Origin of the sequence: Pedobacter albus, from assembly GCF_036324255.1 — a bacterium.
Taxonomy (GTDB): Bacteria; Bacteroidota; Bacteroidia; order Sphingobacteriales; family Sphingobacteriaceae; genus Pedobacter; species Pedobacter albus.
Genome location: NZ_JAZDQT010000003.1, coordinates 329539 through 345647, shown reverse-complemented (window position 1 = coordinate 345647; position 16109 = coordinate 329539). Strand labels below are relative to the sequence as shown.

Annotated in this window: 17 protein-coding genes; all 17 read right to left on the bottom strand. The window is 43.6% G+C overall.

The window, feature by feature from the left end:
- Positions 1 to 29: 29 nt before the first annotated feature.
- On the bottom strand, positions 30 to 1400 hold the full coding sequence (locus VRU48_RS16705; protein WP_330109057.1) for an NADH-quinone oxidoreductase subunit N: 1371 nt from the start codon (positions 1398 to 1400) through the stop codon (positions 30 to 32).
- A 2-nt stretch (positions 1401 to 1402) separates the two neighbouring features.
- Positions 1403 to 2866, bottom strand: a complete 1464-nt coding sequence (locus tag VRU48_RS16700; protein WP_330109056.1) for a complex I subunit 4 family protein — start codon at positions 2864 to 2866, stop codon at positions 1403 to 1405.
- A 19-nt stretch (positions 2867 to 2885) separates the two neighbouring features.
- Positions 2886 to 4787 carry an NADH-quinone oxidoreductase subunit L gene (gene nuoL, locus VRU48_RS16695; protein WP_330109523.1) on the bottom strand — a complete coding sequence of 634 codons (1902 nt, stop codon included), beginning with the start codon at positions 4785 to 4787 and terminating at the stop codon, positions 2886 to 2888.
- Positions 4788 to 4805: 18 nt separating this feature from the next.
- A complete protein-coding gene (gene nuoK, locus VRU48_RS16690; protein ID WP_199138193.1) occupies positions 4806 to 5135 on the bottom strand; it encodes an NADH-quinone oxidoreductase subunit NuoK in 330 nt (109 codons plus the stop codon).
- Positions 5128 to 5634, bottom strand: coding sequence for an NADH-quinone oxidoreductase subunit J family protein (locus tag VRU48_RS16685; RefSeq protein ID WP_330109055.1), 507 nt, complete (start codon positions 5632 to 5634; stop codon positions 5128 to 5130). Before VRU48_RS16685 ends, nuoK begins: the two co-directional genes overlap by 8 nt.
- Positions 5635 to 5739: 105 nt before the next feature.
- Entirely contained in the window at positions 5740 to 6240 is a 501-nt protein-coding gene (locus VRU48_RS16680) for a NuoI/complex I 23 kDa subunit family protein (protein WP_330109054.1), read from the bottom strand.
- 11 nt (positions 6241 to 6251) lie between these two features.
- Positions 6252 to 7286, bottom strand: a complete 1035-nt coding sequence (nuoH, locus tag VRU48_RS16675; protein WP_330109053.1) for an NADH-quinone oxidoreductase subunit NuoH — start codon at positions 7284 to 7286, stop codon at positions 6252 to 6254.
- A complete protein-coding gene (locus VRU48_RS16670; RefSeq protein WP_330109052.1) occupies positions 7286 to 8296 on the bottom strand; it encodes an NADH-quinone oxidoreductase subunit G in 1011 nt (336 codons plus the stop codon). The genes nuoH and VRU48_RS16670 overlap by 1 nt, the downstream gene beginning before the upstream one ends.
- 2 nt (positions 8297 to 8298) lie before the next feature.
- On the bottom strand, positions 8299 to 9672 hold the full coding sequence (nuoF, locus tag VRU48_RS16665) for an NADH-quinone oxidoreductase subunit NuoF (RefSeq protein ID WP_330109051.1): 1374 nt from the start codon (positions 9670 to 9672) through the stop codon (positions 8299 to 8301).
- A gap of 74 nt (positions 9673 to 9746) precedes the next feature.
- A complete protein-coding gene (locus tag VRU48_RS16660; protein ID WP_330109050.1) occupies positions 9747 to 10262 on the bottom strand; it encodes an NADH-quinone oxidoreductase subunit NuoE family protein in 516 nt (171 codons plus the stop codon).
- Positions 10255 to 11469: an NADH-quinone oxidoreductase subunit D gene (locus VRU48_RS16655; protein ID WP_330109049.1), complete on the bottom strand. Its 1215-nt coding sequence runs from the start codon at positions 11467 to 11469 to the stop codon at positions 10255 to 10257. The genes VRU48_RS16660 and VRU48_RS16655 overlap by 8 nt, the downstream gene beginning before the upstream one ends.
- Positions 11470 to 11473: 4 nt before the next feature.
- Positions 11474 to 11974, bottom strand: coding sequence for an NADH-quinone oxidoreductase subunit C (locus VRU48_RS16650; protein WP_330109048.1), 501 nt, complete (start codon positions 11972 to 11974; stop codon positions 11474 to 11476).
- Positions 11974 to 12516 carry an NADH-quinone oxidoreductase subunit B gene (locus VRU48_RS16645; protein ID WP_199138204.1) on the bottom strand — a complete coding sequence of 181 codons (543 nt, stop codon included), beginning with the start codon at positions 12514 to 12516 and terminating at the stop codon, positions 11974 to 11976. The genes VRU48_RS16650 and VRU48_RS16645 overlap by 1 nt, the downstream gene beginning before the upstream one ends.
- Positions 12517 to 12682: 166 nt before the next feature.
- Positions 12683 to 13054 (bottom strand): NADH-quinone oxidoreductase subunit A, encoded by a 372-nt coding sequence (locus tag VRU48_RS16640; RefSeq protein WP_199138205.1) that lies wholly within the window; start codon positions 13052 to 13054, stop codon positions 12683 to 12685.
- 74 nt (positions 13055 to 13128) lie between these two features.
- Positions 13129 to 14871 carry a tetratricopeptide repeat protein gene (locus VRU48_RS16635; protein ID WP_330109047.1) on the bottom strand — a complete coding sequence of 581 codons (1743 nt, stop codon included), beginning with the start codon at positions 14869 to 14871 and terminating at the stop codon, positions 13129 to 13131.
- A gap of 84 nt (positions 14872 to 14955) precedes the next feature.
- Positions 14956 to 15867 (bottom strand): PstS family phosphate ABC transporter substrate-binding protein, encoded by a 912-nt coding sequence (locus VRU48_RS16630; RefSeq protein ID WP_330109046.1) that lies wholly within the window; start codon positions 15865 to 15867, stop codon positions 14956 to 14958.
- On the bottom strand, positions 15868 to 16107 hold the full coding sequence (locus tag VRU48_RS16625) for a hypothetical protein (protein WP_330109045.1): 240 nt from the start codon (positions 16105 to 16107) through the stop codon (positions 15868 to 15870). It abuts the gene before it with no gap.
- Positions 16108 to 16109 lie beyond the last annotated feature (2 nt).

The window sequence follows — 16109 nt, the reverse complement described above, 5'->3', positions numbered from 1 at the left end:
AACTACAAATAATAATCTACATCATTATGCTATATCAAATTTAAAATAAGCGATGGATAAACGCCTATTAGCAAGGTTACAATAACGGCAAGCACCAATACGATTTTATACTGCGACGGCGCTTCCAAAGAAATTTCTTCGCCTTCTTTAAAGTACATGGCAACAATTACCCTAAAATAGTAGTAGAAGCCCACCAAAGCGTTTACAATGGCGATAACTACCAAAACTACCTGATAGTTGTCCATCACGTTCATAAACATGAGGTATTTGCCCATAAAACCAGCGGTTAGCGGTATACCTGCCAACGATAGCATGGCAACTGTTAAGGCAAATGCCACCAAAGGGTTCTTCTTGCCCAGGCCATTGAAACTGTCGAAAGTATCGCCACCAGTTTTTTGTTTTACCATAATCAACACCGCGAAGGCAATGATGCTGGCAAAAGTATAAGCTGCGGCATAAACCAATACGTTATTGGCCGAGTTTGGCGTCAATACCACCAAAGAGAACAGCAAATAACCGGCATGCGAAATACTCGAGTAGGCCAACATGCGTTTAAAGTTCTTTTGGTAAAGGGCGGTGATATTGCCGATAAACAAGGTGATCACCACGATGCAGGTTAGCACCGGTGTCCAGAAATCGTGCAAAGGCTCAAAAGCATTGCTAAACAACCTCAAGAAAGCCGCAAAACCAGCCGTTTTTACCACGGTCGACATGAAGGCGGTAATAAGCGATGGTGCACCCTCGTACACATCTGGAGTCCAGAAATGGAAAGGCGCCGCGCCCACTTTAAAGCATAGCCCAATCATGATCAGGATTACGCCAGGATAGAACAACGTTGAAACTGTATTGTGTTCTACCAAATATTTGTTGATGACATCGATATCAAAAGATCCGGTAGCACCGTAAATCAGGGTAATACCGAACAGCAAAAATCCCGTAGAGAAAGCACCCATTAAAAAGTATTTCAGTGAGGCTTCGTTAGAGGCAAAATTAAGCTTGCGAATACCCGCCAGGATGTACAAACTTACCGACATGATTTCCAAACCGATAAACAACATCGACAGGTTTTGGTAAGATACCATGATGATCATGCCCGACAAAGCGAACAAAATCAGCGTAAAGTATTCGGCTACGTTATCGCTGCCTTCGGTAAAATAGCGTTGGGTAAGCAAAAAGATAAAGAAAGTACCAATAATGCTGATGGCGCTAAAGGCAAGTGCAAAATTGTCCATTTGCATCATGCCAAAATAAGTTGTCGGATTATTCCAGGCACACAGGGTAAAGCCCAAAGCTACAAGCAAACCTACCAAGGTTAATGGCAACAAGGCTTTTTTGGCTTTGAACAAACCTGCATAAAGTACTACTAATGCCGTTACGGCAATGGTTATAATAATGTTCATGTTTAGTTTAACCCTGTTAATTTTTGATTTACTTGTTCTAATAAATGTTGCACCGAAGCTTCCGACAATTGCAGCACTGGCTTAGGATATACGCCCATGACGATGATAAGCGCACAAATGATATACAACACCAATTTTTCTGTTCCTTTAATATCTGTAAAGCCAATGGTAAGGCTGTTGGTTTCGCCCAACATTACCTTTTGATACATCCTCAGCATGTAAACAGCACCGAAAATGATAGTCAATCCGGCTACGGCTACCATCCAAACGTTATATTGGTAAACAGACATCAATAATAAAAACTCGCCCACAAAACCATTGGTTCCCGGCAAGGCTACCGTACCCAAAACAATAATGAGGAAAGTAATGGCCAATTTTGGCGCTACTTTGGCCAAACCACCTAGTTCATCCACTTTGTTCGTTTTTAATTGCGAAGAAATGATGTCCAACACAAAGAACAAACCTACCACGTTGATACCATGGCTCAGCATCTGTACCATCGAACCCTGCAAGCCTTGCGTGTTTAGTGCAAAGATACCAGCCGCAATCAAACCTACGTGGCCAATTGACGAATAAGCTACCAATCTTTTGGCGTCTTTTTGCGTAAAGGCAATCAATGATGCATAAACGATACCAATAACAGACAAGATCATGGCCACATTGGTCCAGTCGTGTACACCTTGTGGCACTACTGGCAGCAACCACCTGATTACGCCATAAATACCCATCTTCAACATGATACCCGATAATAGCATCGTACCCGGAGCTGGAGCTTCGGTATAGGTATCGGGTTGCCAAGTATGGAAAGGGAAAATAGGCATCTTAATAGCAAAAGCGATAAAGAACGCCCAGAAAACCCAGCCCTGCTGATAGCTATCGAGGTTTAAGGCATAAAAGGCATTGATATCAAAATTATGCGCCGGATTTTGCAGGTACAGGTAGATCATACCCAAAAGCATAAACAACGAACCGGCAATGGTATACACAAAAAACTTCATGTTGACCTTGATGCGGTCTTTGCCGCCCCACATGGCGCAGATGAAATAAATCGGGATCAAAGCCGCTTCCCAGCCGATGTAGAACAAAAATGCATCGAGCGAGGTAAACACCAACAAAAGTCCGCTTTGCATAAAAAGCACCAAAGCATAAAAAGCGTTGCTGTTTTTATAGTCGTGCTTAAAGCTGGCCAAAATGATTAAAGGCATTAAAATATTGGTCAACAGCACGGTAATCATGCTAATGCCGTCGATGCCTACGTGAAAGTTAATTCCGAACTGTGCTATCCACTGACAGTTGACTAAAAACTGCGTACTGGCATCGGGGGTAAACTTGCACAATAAACCTATGGTTGTTGCCAACGAAAGGATGGAAAACACCAAGGCCGTTTGCTTAGCAGTTTTTTTGGCTAAAGCAGCTGTGACAATGGCACCAATTAGTGGTAAAAATATAAGTATTAAAAGTTCCATTTATTTTGTTTAGCCAATGTTAAGAGATGGATAAATAGGTGTACAACAATAAGGCAATGATACCGAACACCATCATAAAGATATAAAAGCCTACATTTCCAGATTGCAACAGGCGAAGGTTCTTGCTGCCTTCGGTAGCCGTCCAGCCCAAGCCGTTTACCAAGCCATCGATTACTTTTTTATCTACAATGCGGTAGAAGAACTTAGAAAAAGCATCCAATGGTTTTCTGATGATGGTATCATAAATCTCATCCAAATAGAATTTGTGATAAGACAATTTGGCCAATGCCGACCTTTTGCCTTCATCAGGTACAGGGATATCGGCATTTTTCACATATTTTACATAGGCAAAAATCAAAGCGATAAGCGCCGCGCCTACCGAAGCCGCCATCAGGCCGATTTCTGTACCGTGGTCTAAACCCAATTCCTGCGGCTTAATACCCGCACCGGCTAGCCAGTGTGCCAACCATTCGTTGCCTCCAGCAAAATGCGGCAAATTGATCAATCCACCAATGGCGGCCAAAATAGCCAACACAATCAGTGGGAAAGTCATTACACTTGGCGATTCGTGAACATGGCTTTCTTCGTGATGCGTACCACGATATTTGCCCGAGAAAGTCAGGAACATCATCCTGAACATATAGAACGAAGTTAAGAATGCCGTAAGCAAACCTACGCCCCAAAGTACCGGACTATGCTCGAAGGTATGTGCCAGGATTTCGTCTTTAGAGAAGAAACCCGAAAACGGTGGCAAACCTGCAATGGCAATGGTACCGATCATCATGGTAGCAAAGGTGATTTTCAATTTCGATCTTAAACCACCCATGTGGCGCATATCTTGCTCATGGTGCATGGCGTGGATAACAGAACCAGCGCCCAAGAACAACAAAGCTTTAAAGAAAGCATGGGTTAACACGTGGAAGAATGAACCGGTGTAAGCACCAACGCCCAAACCTAAGAACATATAGCCCAATTGCGACACGGTTGAATAAGCCAATACTTTTTTGATATCGGTTTGGGTCAAAGCAATCAGGGCGGCAATTAAAGCGGTAGCCGCACCTACAATGGCAATAATGTTTTGCGTAAGTGGCGCCAAATCGAACAATACGCTCGAACGGGCAATCATGTAGATACCAGCAGTTACCATGGTAGCGGCATGGATCAAAGCCGAAACCGGCGTTGGACCAGCCATCGCATCAGGCAACCAGGTAAACAAAGGCAACTGTGCCGATTTACCACAAGCACCGATAAACAACAGAATAGTGATGGTGATTATCACAGTGTCATTTGAAGCAAACTTAGTGGCGGCTACCGGAAAGATCTGTGCAAATTCGGTGCTGCCAAAAGCGGCCACCAACATAAATACACCGATCAAAAAGCCCAAATCGCCGATACGGTTCATCACAAAAGCCTTTTTAGCCGCGCTTGCGTAGCTCTTGTTGGTATACCAGAAGCCGATGAGCAGGTAAGAACACAAACCTACGCCTTCCCAACCGATAAACATCACGATATAGTTTGAACCCAATACCAAAATCAGCATGAAGAAGATAAAGAGGTTCAAATAGCTGAAGAACTTGCCAAAACCGGCGTCTTCGTGCATATAGCCAATAGAATAAATATGGATCAGAAAACCGATACCGGTAATGATCAGCAGCATCACCGAACTCAACGGATCGAGCAGAAAAGCCAAGGGGATATGCACCTTGCCCGCGCTAATCCAGTCGAAAAGCACTACATTGATTTGTTTTTCGGTACCGCCGCTTAATTGAAAAAACAAAAATACGCTGAGTACAAAAGAGGCAAATACCACACCGCTTCCGATCAAGCCAACCAGGCTTTTGCTAAACGTATTTCGGCCAAGGCCATTAATTACGAAGCCTAAAAGCGGAAGCAAAGGAACCAGCCAAAGTAAATTATTCATCATTCCTATTCTATATAATTACCACTTAAGGCGATTTAACACATTAATATCTATCGACTGCGTATTTCGGTAAACCATCACGATGATACTCAATCCTACAGCAACTTCTGCCGCGGCCAAAGCCATAATAAAAAATACAAAAACCTGTCCCGATGGGTCGTTATGGTGAACCGAAAAGGCAGTTAGCAACAAGTTTACGGCATTCAGCATCAGCTCTACCGACATAAAGATTACGATGGCGTTTCGGCGGGTCAATACCCCGATTACACCAATGGTAAAAATAATGGCGCATAACCAGATGTAGTGGTTAAGCGGCACTACCTTCATATTTTGAAACAAACTATCCATTTTGCTTTTCTTCCTTTTTAGTTAACAATACGGCACCAACCATTGCGGTAAGCAATAAGATCGACGACAACTCAAATGGCAACATAAACGGGCCAAAAAGTTCCTTGCCCAGATTTTTTACCAAGCCCAGGCTTGGGTTCTGCAATACCAGTGGAGTATTGATCGAAACCGCTTTGAACGAACCGATTAAAGTTACGGCCAAGCAGCCTCCGGCAATTACGCCCACGATTTTGATGAGGTTGGATTTGTTGGGCTCGTTCTCTTTGTTCAGGTTCAGCAACATGAGCACAAAGAGAAACAATACCATAATTGCCCCCATATAAACGATAAAGTTTACAACGGCCAGAAACTGGGCGTTCAACAATACATAGTGCACGGTAAACGTAAAGAAGGTCAGTATCAGGTATAGCACGCTGTGGATGGGATTTTTAGAGAAAATCACCAGCAACGAGAAAATGACACTGAGTGCAGCTACAAAATAGAATACTTGTGTACCCATTAATTCTTTGTTTAGTTATTTTTCGCCACGTTTTGCGGGGCACGAAGCAATCTCATTTTTTAAACCGTTGCTTAGGATTGCTTCTTTCCCTGCAACGGCTGTTTTTTATTTGGTCTCCAACGGAGCTTCTACCAATTTATCCTTGCCATAAATAAAGTCTTTGCGCAGGTAATCAGACGGTACGATTGGTCCATCCAAGTAAATGGCTTCCTTAGGGCAGGCTTCTTCGCACAAACCACAGAAAATGCAACGCAACATGTTGATTTCGTAAACGGCTGCATATTTCTCTTCGCGATAAAGATGTTTCTCATCGTTTTTGCGCTCGGCCGCGATCATGGTAATGGCTTCTGCAGGACATGATAAGGCGCACAAGCCACAGGCTGTACAACGCTCCCTGCCTTCTTCGTCTCTTTTTAAAGAGTGCATGCCACGCCAGTTGATCGAAAACTCTCTTTCTACCTCAGGATACCTGATAGTGGCACTTTTCTTAAAAAAGTGGCTCATTGTAGTACCCAAGCCTTTTACAATGGCAGGCAGATACAAACGCTCGGCAAGGTTAAGTGGCTTTTGCTCTAGTACTTTTTTCTTATTGCTTAATGATTCCATTGCTCTCCCTTTTAAAATTGACGTAAGGCAATCCAAATTCCTGTAATGATGATGTTGACGATAGCCAACGGGATCAATCCCTTCCATCCCAAATTCATCAACTGATCATAGCGGAAACGCGGAATGGTCCAGCGTACCCACATGAAGAAGAAGATGAACATAAATATCTTGATAAAAAATATACCCGTTCCTATCAAGGCGGCTGCATTAGGTGCAACGTGCGCTGCCACCCAATCCATCCCCGGATAGTTATAGCCGCCAAAATAAAGCGTAACCATCACGGTTGATGAAACGAACATATTGATATACTCGGCGAACAGGTAAAAACCCAGTTTCATCGACGAGTATTCGGTATGATAGCCGCCGATCAACTCGGTTTCACACTCCGGTAAATCGAAAGGTGCACGGTTGGTTTCGGCAAAAGAGCATACCATAAAAATAATGAAGCCCAAAGGCTGATAAAGCACATTCCAGTGCCAGCTATGTTGCTGCGCCACAATTTCTTTTAGGCTCAGCGAATTAGTTACCAAAAGCAGGGCGATGATAGAAAGGCCCATAGCCACCTCGTAACTGATGTTTTGCGAAGCTGCACGGATAGCACTTAACAACGAATACTTGTTGTTGGAAGCCCAACCACCAATCATTACGCCATAAACGCCCAACGATACCACACCAAAGATGTACAAAACGCCAACGTTGATATCGGTTACCTGCAAAGGCACTGTTTTGCCAGCAATGGTTAAATCTTGCCCCCATGGAATAACCGCCGTACCAATACAGGCACAAAGCATGGCCAAACCCGGACCAACCATAAACAACCATTTATTTGACGTTGCAGGAACGATTTCTTCTTTCATGAACATCTTTACACCGTCGGCCAATGGCTGTAAAATACCAAAGGGTCCGGCTCTATCCGGTCCAAGCCTGTCTTGTAAAAATGCAGCCACCTTGCGCTCTGCATAAGTAGAGTACATGGCAATAACCAAGCTGATGGCAAATAAAATGGTTACCAGTATAAATTTTTCGATTACAAAGTTGATATCCATTAGAATTTAGCAGTTTTTTCTAGTTCTATTTGATTTGCTTTTTGCAACGCCAGGTTTTCTTTAATAACCGGTAGTGGCTTAAAGGTTTCGTAGTGGTTTGATGCAATTACCGAAGTATCAGAAATATGCGTTGGATGCTCGATTACCCAATCGGCCGTATTTTTCTTCTCGAAGCGACAGGTGTTGCAGATGAACTCCTCCACCTCGCCAAACTGATCCTTGCGGGCAGTTACGCGCAACACATCTTCACCTTTGTACCATAGCGTTACCTTGCCATTGCATTTCTCATGGTCGCAGTTGCGATGTGCATCGACAGGTTTGGTAAACCACACCCTGTTTTTAAACCTGAAAGTTTTATCGGTTAAGGCCCCAACTGGACAAACATCGATTACGTTTCCTGAGAAGTCGTTATCAACCGCGGTTTGGATGTAGGTAGAAATCTCCGAGTGGTCGCCACGGTTCAAGATACCGTGTACACGTTTGTTGGTAATCTGATCGGCTGTAAACACACAACGGTAGCACAAAATGCAACGGTTCATGTGCAACTGGATCTTATCGCCAATATCTATCCTATCGAAAGTACGACGTTCAAATTCGTATCTGGTTTTTTGCAAGCCGTGCTCATAGCCCAGGTTTTGCAAATCGCACTCGCCCGCCTGGTCGCATACCGGGCAATCTAAAGGGTGGTTGATCAGCAAAATCTCTACCACGCCGCTTCTGGCTTCCAAAACCTCTGGCGAGGTAATGTTCTGTACTTCCATGCCATCCATCACTGTGGTACGGCACGAAGCTACCAGCTTAGGCATTGGGCGAGGATCTTTCTCAGAACCCTTGCTTACCTTTACGATACAGGTACGGCACTTGCCGCCGCTACCTTCCAGCTTAGAATAATAGCACATGGCAGGCGGAACGATATCGCCACCTATTTGCCTTGCCGCATTTAAGATGGTAGTTCCCGGAGCTACCTCTACTGTTATTCCGTCTATAGTTACTTTAACTAAATCGCTCATGGTTAAAGATTATCCTGTTTAACTTCCACTACTTTTTCTATCGGCACTGCATAATTGGCTATGCCATAGTTCTGTTGCTGGCTCTTAACCGGCTCTTTGATATGCCACTCAAACTCGTCTCTGAAGTGTCTGATGGCACTGGCTACCGGCCAAGCAGCTGCATCGCCTAGTGGACAAATTGTATTTCCTTCTATTTTACGTTGTACGTCCCATAGCAACTCGATGTCATCCATCGTGCCGTGTCCGTATTCAATTTTATGCAAAATTTTCTCTAACCAGCCTGTTCCTTCACGGCAAGGCGAACATTGTCCGCAACTTTCGTGATGGTAGAAGCGCGAGAAGTTCCAAGTGTTTCTTACAATACATTGGTCTTCGTCAAAAGCGATGAAACCGCCCGAGCCCAACATCGTTCCTGTGGCAAAACCACCTTCAGAAAGCGATTCGTAACTCATTAAGCGAGGCTCGCCATTGGCATATTTTAAGGTTAAATTGGCTGGCAGAATAGGCACCGACGAACCGCCGGCTACGGTAGCTTTTAGTCTTTTGCCATTGGCAATACCGCCACAATACTCGTCAGAATAGATAAATTCTTCAACTGGCAAGCCTAATTCGATTTCGTAAACACCTGGCTTAACCAAGTTGCCCGAAGCCGAAATCAATTTGGTTCCCGTACTGCGACCGATACCGATTTTGGCATACTCATCGCCACCATCGTTGATGATCGGCACTACTGCCGCGATTGACTCAACGTTGTTGACTACCGTTGGACAGCCATATAAACCCGCAATTGCCGGAAAAGGTGGCTTGATACGAGGATTTCCCCTCTTGCCTTCCAACGATTCCAATAAAGCGGTTTCTTCGCCACAAATGTAGGCACCACCACCTGGCTGTACATACAATTCGAGGCTATAGTCTGTTCCCAATATTTTTTGACCCAGCAATCCGGCGGCTTTGGCTTCGGCAATTGCTTTTTCCAAAATGCGGATCTGAGGCATCATCTCGCCACGCACATAAATGTAGGAAGTGTGTGCACCCAAGGCATAGCTTGCTACAATCATCCCTTCAATTAAGGCATGCGGAATATAAGTCATTAGATACCTGTCTTTAAAAGTTCCAGGCTCGGATTCATCGGCATTGCATACCAAATAACGCGGAACACCTTCTGGCTTGGCCAAAAAGCTCCATTTCATTCCGGTAGGGAAACCCGCACCGCCCCTGCCACGCAAGCCCGATTTTTTCACTTCTTCCACTACCTCGTCGGGAGTTAGCGTTTTCAGTGCTTTTTCAACGGCTCGGTAACCGCCTTTTTGGCGATAAACCTCCAGCGTGTTAATGCCAGGTACATTGATATGTTCTAATAATAGTTTACGTGCCATTTGCTATAGATATGAGATGTGAGCTATGAGATCAAAGCCAAACCGCTCCGCCCTCAAAACTCAAATCTAAGGTCTCAAATCTTATTTTTTAAATCGTCTATCAATTGATCAACCGACTGTTCGGTCAGGTTCTCATAAAAAGTATACTCAGGGCCAATTTGCAACACCGGACCAAAGCCACAGGCGGCCAAACACTCTACGCCTCTCCAGCTAAACAAACCATCTTCGGTTACTTGGCCTTCCTTAACACCCAGCTTCTGTTCGATGTGGTCCATAATTTTTTCGGCACCAACCAGGCAACAAGGGCCGGTACGGCAAACCTCCAATACATATTTTCCTTTAGGCTCTAAGAAGTACATGGTATAGAAAGAAGCTACTTCATACACTTCGATGGGCTGAATCTGTAAATATTCGGCCACTTTATCCATGGCAGGAACACTGGTCCAGCCAAATTCGGCCTGTACCAAATGTAAAATAGGCAAGAGTGCCGATTTCTGTCTTCCGGCAGGATAACGGTTTACGATCTCGTCGAACTTGCTGAGCAATGCCGACGAAAACTCTACAGGTTGTTGTTCTTCTACTCTAAGCATCTAATTCTCCTGCAATAATGTTCATGCTACTCATGTTGATGATGGCATCTGATAACAACATGCCTTCGCTCATTTTGGCAAACATAGAATAATTAATAAAACTTGGTCTTCTGAAGTGCAAGCGATAAGGCGTACGGCCACCATCGTTGATCAAATAGAAGCCCAGCTCGCCGTTACCGCCTTCTACGGCATGGTAAACTTCTGCTTTTGGCGCATCGATTTCGCCCATCACAATCTTAAAGTGATAGATCAATGCCTCCATATTGTTGTATACTTCTTCTTTTCCTGGCAGATAGAATTCTGGAACCTCCGCATGGAAAATGCCTTTGGGCTCCGATTTTACTTTCTCCATCGCCTGCTCGATGATGCGTACGCTTTGCCACATCTCTTCGTTGCGCACCAGGTAACGGTCATAAATATCGCCACTGGTACCTACCGGAATTTCGAAGTCGAAATCTTGGTAAGACGCATAAGGTTCGCTGGTACGTACATCATAGTCGACGCCGGTAGCACGCAGCAATGGACCTGTCCAGCCATAACTCAAGGCATTCTCTTGGGTAACTTCGGCAACGCCGGCGGTACGGTCAATGAAAATACGGTTACGGTTCAGCAAGCTTTCAAACTCTTTGAGCGCTACTGGAAACTCTTTTAAGAATTTGTTGATTTTAGCAAAAGCAATATCATTAAAATCTCTTTCCAATCCACCGATACGGCCAATGTTAGTGGTTAAGCGCGCACCGCAGATCTCTTCATAAATTTCGTAGATATGCTCCCTGAACTGGAAAAGGTAAAGGAAAGTGGTGGTTGCACCGGTATCTTGCGCGATAATGGTATTGCAAATGATATGATCGGCAATCCTCGAAAGCTCCATGATGATGACACGCAGGTAATCAACACGTTTCGGGATCTGGATATTCAACAGTTTCTCTACCGCCATGTGCCAACCCATGTTGTTAATGGGCGACGAGCAGTAGTTTAAACGATCGGTTAAGGGCGTAATCTGATAAAAAGGCCTATGTTCGGCAATCTTTTCGAATGCACGATGGATATAGCCAATGGTAGAAACACCACTTACGATACGCTCGCCATCCAGCTGCAAAACATTTTGGAAAACGCCGTGCGTAGCCGGGTGGGTTGGCCCCAAGTTAAGGGTTACCAATTCACTCTGCGGATCGTTGTCTGTATATACTGGTTGATTGTGTTTCATGGATTTATCTACCAAAATATTCGTCTTTTTTATCAACTCTGTTCGGATCTTCCAATGGATATTGCTTCAGCATAGGGTGTACGCCCAAATCGTCCATATTCAAGATCCTTCTCAGGTCTGGATGGCCTTCGAACTTTACGCCAAAGAAATCGTAGGTTTCGCGTTCCATCCAATTGGCCGCATTCCAGAGCGTACTGGCTGTTGGAATAGTTGGCTCGTTTTCGTGGATGAAAACCTTTAGCCTCACCCTGATGCCTTTTACCATGCTGTGCAAGTGGTAAACTACCGCAATATGGTTTTTCTCCGGATAATGAACCGCAGTAATATCGGTTAGGAAGTTGAAATCGATTTTGCCGTTTTCTTTCAGGAACGAAAGCACAGCAATCACTTTGTCTTTGGTGGTCGAAAAGGTTAACAGTCCGTAAGGCTCTGTTACATCGAAAAGCTGCTCGCCAAATTTTTCGCCAAGCAATTCGATAATTTCTGTATTGGTTGCTTTGGCCATTATTCTATTCCGTAAGAAGCTAACATTTTTTTGTATTGCTCAGAATGCCTTCTCCTGCCCGATTCGTTCTTCACCAGCTCCTGAATTTTGTTGAAGCCGTCTAAAATAGCCTCTGGACGAGGTGGACAGCCCGGCACGTACACATCAACAGGAATAATCTCGTCAATGCCCTGCAGCACCGAATAAGTATCGAAAATACCGCCGCTAGAAGCACAGGCACCAACTGCCATTACCCAACGAGGCTCGGCCATCTGCAGGTAAACCTGCTTCAATACCGGACCCATTTTCTTGGCTATGGTACCCATTACCATCAGCAAATCGGCCTGACGAGGCGAAAAGCTCAAGCGCTCGGCGCCAAAACGCCCAAAATCGTAATGAGAACCCATGGTAGCCATAAACTCGATGCCGCAGCATGAGGTGGCAAATGGCAATGGCCATAAGGAATGCGAACGAGCCAAACCAATGACCTTATCTAAAGAGGTGGCAAAAAAACCAGATCCTTCGATACCTGGAGGCGCATCTACTATGTTGATTTCACTCATGTTTTTAAACAAAAAATGCTCATTCAAATAAAGAATGAGCAACAAATTTACAATATTTTAAAAGCAATTAACCTAAGCTATTAGCATTTAGAACCGTTCTAAATAATCCGTTTTCAGTTATTATTTTCAAGCAACTGCAAACTGCCGATTGAGAACTGCCAACTGATTAGGCCCAGTCTAGCGCTTTTTTCTTGATGATGTAAATGAAACCCAATAGCAAGGTGCCCATGAAGATGAACATTTCAATCAGGCCATTCCAGCCAAGTTCCTTAAAATTAACTGCCCAAGGGTACATAAAGATAACCTCTACGTCGAACAGCACGAAAAGTATGGCAACCAGAAAGTATTTGATAGAAAACGGCTGACGTGCATTACCGATTACTTTGATACCCGCTTCAAATGTAGAAAGCTTGTCTTTGGTTTTGCGTCGAGGGCCTAAAATGTGCGTTACAAACAATGTACCCACCACAAATCCCAAGGCTACGATAACCTGAAATATAATAGGCAGAAAATCCTGTGCTGTACTTTGCGTTTCCATATCAATAATTTAAGGCAAAATTAAAATAAAAAGGCAGGATTACAAACCCTGCCTTTCGTTTATCTATTAAAAACTTATTTCTTAATTGGAGCCTTCTTAGCTGGTGCTGGAGCTGGTGTTCCATTCAAAAATTTCAAGTTATCTGTAGCAGTTGCATTAGTTGGGTCAATTGCCAAAACTTTATTGAAATATTCTTTAGCTTTTTCCTTGTCGGTCGGAGCAGCGTAAGCACCAAGATTGTTGTAAGCATCTACCAAGCTTTTTGCATTAGCCGCAGCCTTCTCTGGCTTGGTAACCGTAACTAGTTCCACATATTTCTCATAATAAGGAACGGCCAATCCCTTCGGTGTTTCTCCGTTATCTTTGGCGTCAAGCAATTTGTTAACACGTGCTCTTTGCAAATAGCTGATTTCATAATCAGGAGCAAGTTCAGTTACTTTTGCAAATGCGTTATCGGCCTCCACAAGAATACTTCTGTCTGGGTTTTTATTAGCTTGATTAGCATAAGCATAGTTATAGTAATCTGCCAAGCCAAGATAAAAGTAGTTCATGGCGATGCTCGGGCTCTTAGAATTAGACTTCACTACAGTTCTGTAAGCATCTGCAGCCTTAACATAGTTTTTAGCATCATAAAGTTTTTTGCCAATCTCTGCCAATGCATCTACTTTGGTCGAATCCATACTAACTGCCTTTACCACATTAACCAAAGCCAAGCTGTCGTTTCCAGTTGCGGCCAAAGCTTTACCTAAATAAAGGTAATCGCCACCCACAATACGCGATTCGTCTTGTTTGCGGGCAAACAATTCGTTCATGTATTTTAAGCCTTGTTCGAAGTTTTTGTTTTCGATGGCCGAATAGCCACGCATACGGATTACGACAAACTCTTTCGGGTTGTTGGCCTCGGCATGCAAATTAGCTACTTCTTTTTCTAAAGTGGCAAAGTCATCGGCATAGAACAAGAACTGTGCATAACGCAAACGCGATTCGAAAGACTTATCAGTTAAGTCTAAGTACTTTTTCATGTTAGCCAATGCTTCTGCTCTTTTTGCAGGGGCATTTTTAGGATCTGCCAAAGCCCAACGCATTTCGTTTTCGGCCAACTCGCGATAAGCCGGTCCGTAGTTAGGATCGCTTTCGGTTGCTTTTTTCAATTCCGCTTCCGCTTCAGGATAGGCAAAAGCCATTTTATACATCCTTCCAATTTGAACGTGTGCACGGTTCAAGGTTGGATTAATATCCAAAGCTCGCAGATACATCGGGTAAGCTTCTGTGTTTTTAGTCTGCATGGCATAGAAATCGCCTAAAGCCAAAAAGGTTTCGGCATCTTTATCTTTTGCATCTAATTCCTCTGCTTTTTGCAGGTTTGGCAAAGCGGCGGCATAATCAGGTTTGGCCTGATCGGTATAAGCCCTGCCGATTGCCAAATAAGTTTGGTAATCTTTAGTGCCCAGCTGCAAAGCTTTGTCGAAATTTGTTTTTGCCGATGTTGGGTTGCCCGATTTCAAATCGGCATGTCCCAAACCTACATAGTTTAGGGCGTATTTTGCATCGGCTGCGATACCTTTTGTAAATACTGCTCTGGCCGAATCGATATCGTCTGTACGTAAATATACTTCACCAAGGTTAAAAAAGTTTTCGCCCTTTGTTCCTTGGGTGCTTACTAATGTCTTAAGCATCGCTCCCGCCTTTTGGTACTGTTCTGCATCCATGGCCTTCTTCGCATCGGCTAAACTCTGAGCAAATGAGGCAGTACCACCCATCATTACCAAACCTAAACTTAAGGTTATTGCTTTCTTGATCATTTTCATTGTCATCATTTGTTTTAAACTGAAATAAAATCTTCCTATGCCTTTATCTGGTTCTGCATTAAGAATGTTATTTCCTTAGTTGAATATTAAAATTTAGTTCGTGTTCTTTATGTTAAATTCTCTCGGTGCTAATTTATGAGGACCTAGTCCTGATTTGAGTACAATTAACTGTCCACGTTGACTAGTTAACCAATTTGCAAATCCTGTGCCTAAACCATCGCTGTACTCGGCATTAATGATGTAAACATTCCTTAAAAACGGATATTTTGCGCCGATCAGGTTATTCTGGGTAGGTTTATAATAAGAGTCGTCCCCCTTTTTCCCAGGCAAGTTCTTCACGCCCATCATCTTAACTTGTGGCAAATATGCCAAAATATCTTTGTTGTTCTCTAACAACCAATTCACGCCCACCACACCAATGTAATCTTTGTGTTCGGCAATATACTTAATTACATCATTATTTGACTGTAGGGTATATACGCCGCTTTTTGGCAGTTCCTTAACCTTTGCCGAGTCGATAAAGTACCTGATCGTACTGGAGTTGGCATTATCAAACACCAGTTTTCTGCCTGATTTTGAAGTTCCCTTCATGATCTCAAACACCTCGCTTACGGTAATGTTTGTATCGATATTGGCTACGTTGGTAATCAGCGCGATGCCGTCAATCGCAAACCGGTCGGTATACACAGGAACCTGCCTCTGCTTGTAATAGTTTTCTTCCTCCGGCTTCAGCATCCTCGACAAAACAATCATCTTGGTTTTGCCGTTCAGAAAATCTGGAAGGATCTGATTTTCGTTGCCTAAGGTAGTCATTACGTTGGCATTCGGATAATCGCTTTTGAACACTTCAATCTGATCGTCCAAAATTCTGGCGAAAGAAGCATCTACCAGCAGTTTTGTGGTACCCGAAGTCCTGGTTTCCTTCACGGTATCTTTTTTGTCCTTTCTGCGGCATGCGCCAAACAAAAGTACCAAAAGCACCAAGGCCAAACTTATCTTTTTCATTTATGCAGACTCTTTTTTACTCATTATGCGGCTAAATCTTATGCCTGCATAAACAATTAAAACCACGCCGAAGGCAATCCGGTATTTTTGTGGAAACCTTTCGGGATCAAGGTTGATCATATCGCCAAAAAAAATAACGACGATACCTATACCCAAATAGATGAGCATCATGGTGAGCCCTAAAATAAACAGAAATCGCTGCTGAGGCGATTTCTGTTTAAAGTAATTCAGATTAAACATGT

Coding starts and splice junctions, on each gene's coding strand:
- VRU48_RS16705 (WP_330109057.1), bottom strand. CDS start 1,400: ATGAACATTATTATAACCATTGCCGTAACGGCATTAGTAGTACTTTAT.
- VRU48_RS16700 (WP_330109056.1), bottom strand. CDS start 2,866: ATGGAACTTTTAATACTTATATTTTTACCACTAATTGGTGCCATTGTC.
- nuoL (WP_330109523.1), bottom strand. CDS start 4,787: ATGAATAATTTACTTTGGCTGGTTCCTTTGCTTCCGCTTTTAGGCTTC.
- nuoK (WP_199138193.1), bottom strand. CDS start 5,135: ATGGATAGTTTGTTTCAAAATATGAAGGTAGTGCCGCTTAACCACTAC.
- VRU48_RS16685 (WP_330109055.1), bottom strand. CDS start 5,634: ATGGGTACACAAGTATTCTATTTTGTAGCTGCACTCAGTGTCATTTTC.
- VRU48_RS16680 (WP_330109054.1), bottom strand. CDS start 6,240: ATGGAATCATTAAGCAATAAGAAAAAAGTACTAGAGCAAAAGCCACTT.
- nuoH (WP_330109053.1), bottom strand. CDS start 7,286: ATGGATATCAACTTTGTAATCGAAAAATTTATACTGGTAACCATTTTA.
- VRU48_RS16670 (WP_330109052.1), bottom strand. CDS start 8,296: ATGAGCGATTTAGTTAAAGTAACTATAGACGGAATAACAGTAGAGGTA.
- nuoF (WP_330109051.1), bottom strand. CDS start 9,672: ATGGCACGTAAACTATTATTAGAACATATCAATGTACCTGGCATTAAC.
- VRU48_RS16660 (WP_330109050.1), bottom strand. CDS start 10,262: ATGCTTAGAGTAGAAGAACAACAACCTGTAGAGTTTTCGTCGGCATTG.
- VRU48_RS16655 (WP_330109049.1), bottom strand. CDS start 11,469: ATGAAACACAATCAACCAGTATATACAGACAACGATCCGCAGAGTGAA.
- VRU48_RS16650 (WP_330109048.1), bottom strand. CDS start 11,974: ATGGCCAAAGCAACCAATACAGAAATTATCGAATTGCTTGGCGAAAAA.
- VRU48_RS16645 (WP_199138204.1), bottom strand. CDS start 12,516: ATGAGTGAAATCAACATAGTAGATGCGCCTCCAGGTATCGAAGGATCT.
- VRU48_RS16640 (WP_199138205.1), bottom strand. CDS start 13,054: ATGGAAACGCAAAGTACAGCACAGGATTTTCTGCCTATTATATTTCAG.
- VRU48_RS16635 (WP_330109047.1), bottom strand. CDS start 14,871: ATGATGACAATGAAAATGATCAAGAAAGCAATAACCTTAAGTTTAGGT.
- VRU48_RS16630 (WP_330109046.1), bottom strand. CDS start 15,867: ATGAAAAAGATAAGTTTGGCCTTGGTGCTTTTGGTACTTTTGTTTGGC.
- VRU48_RS16625 (WP_330109045.1), bottom strand. CDS start 16,107: ATGTTTAATCTGAATTACTTTAAACAGAAATCGCCTCAGCAGCGATTT.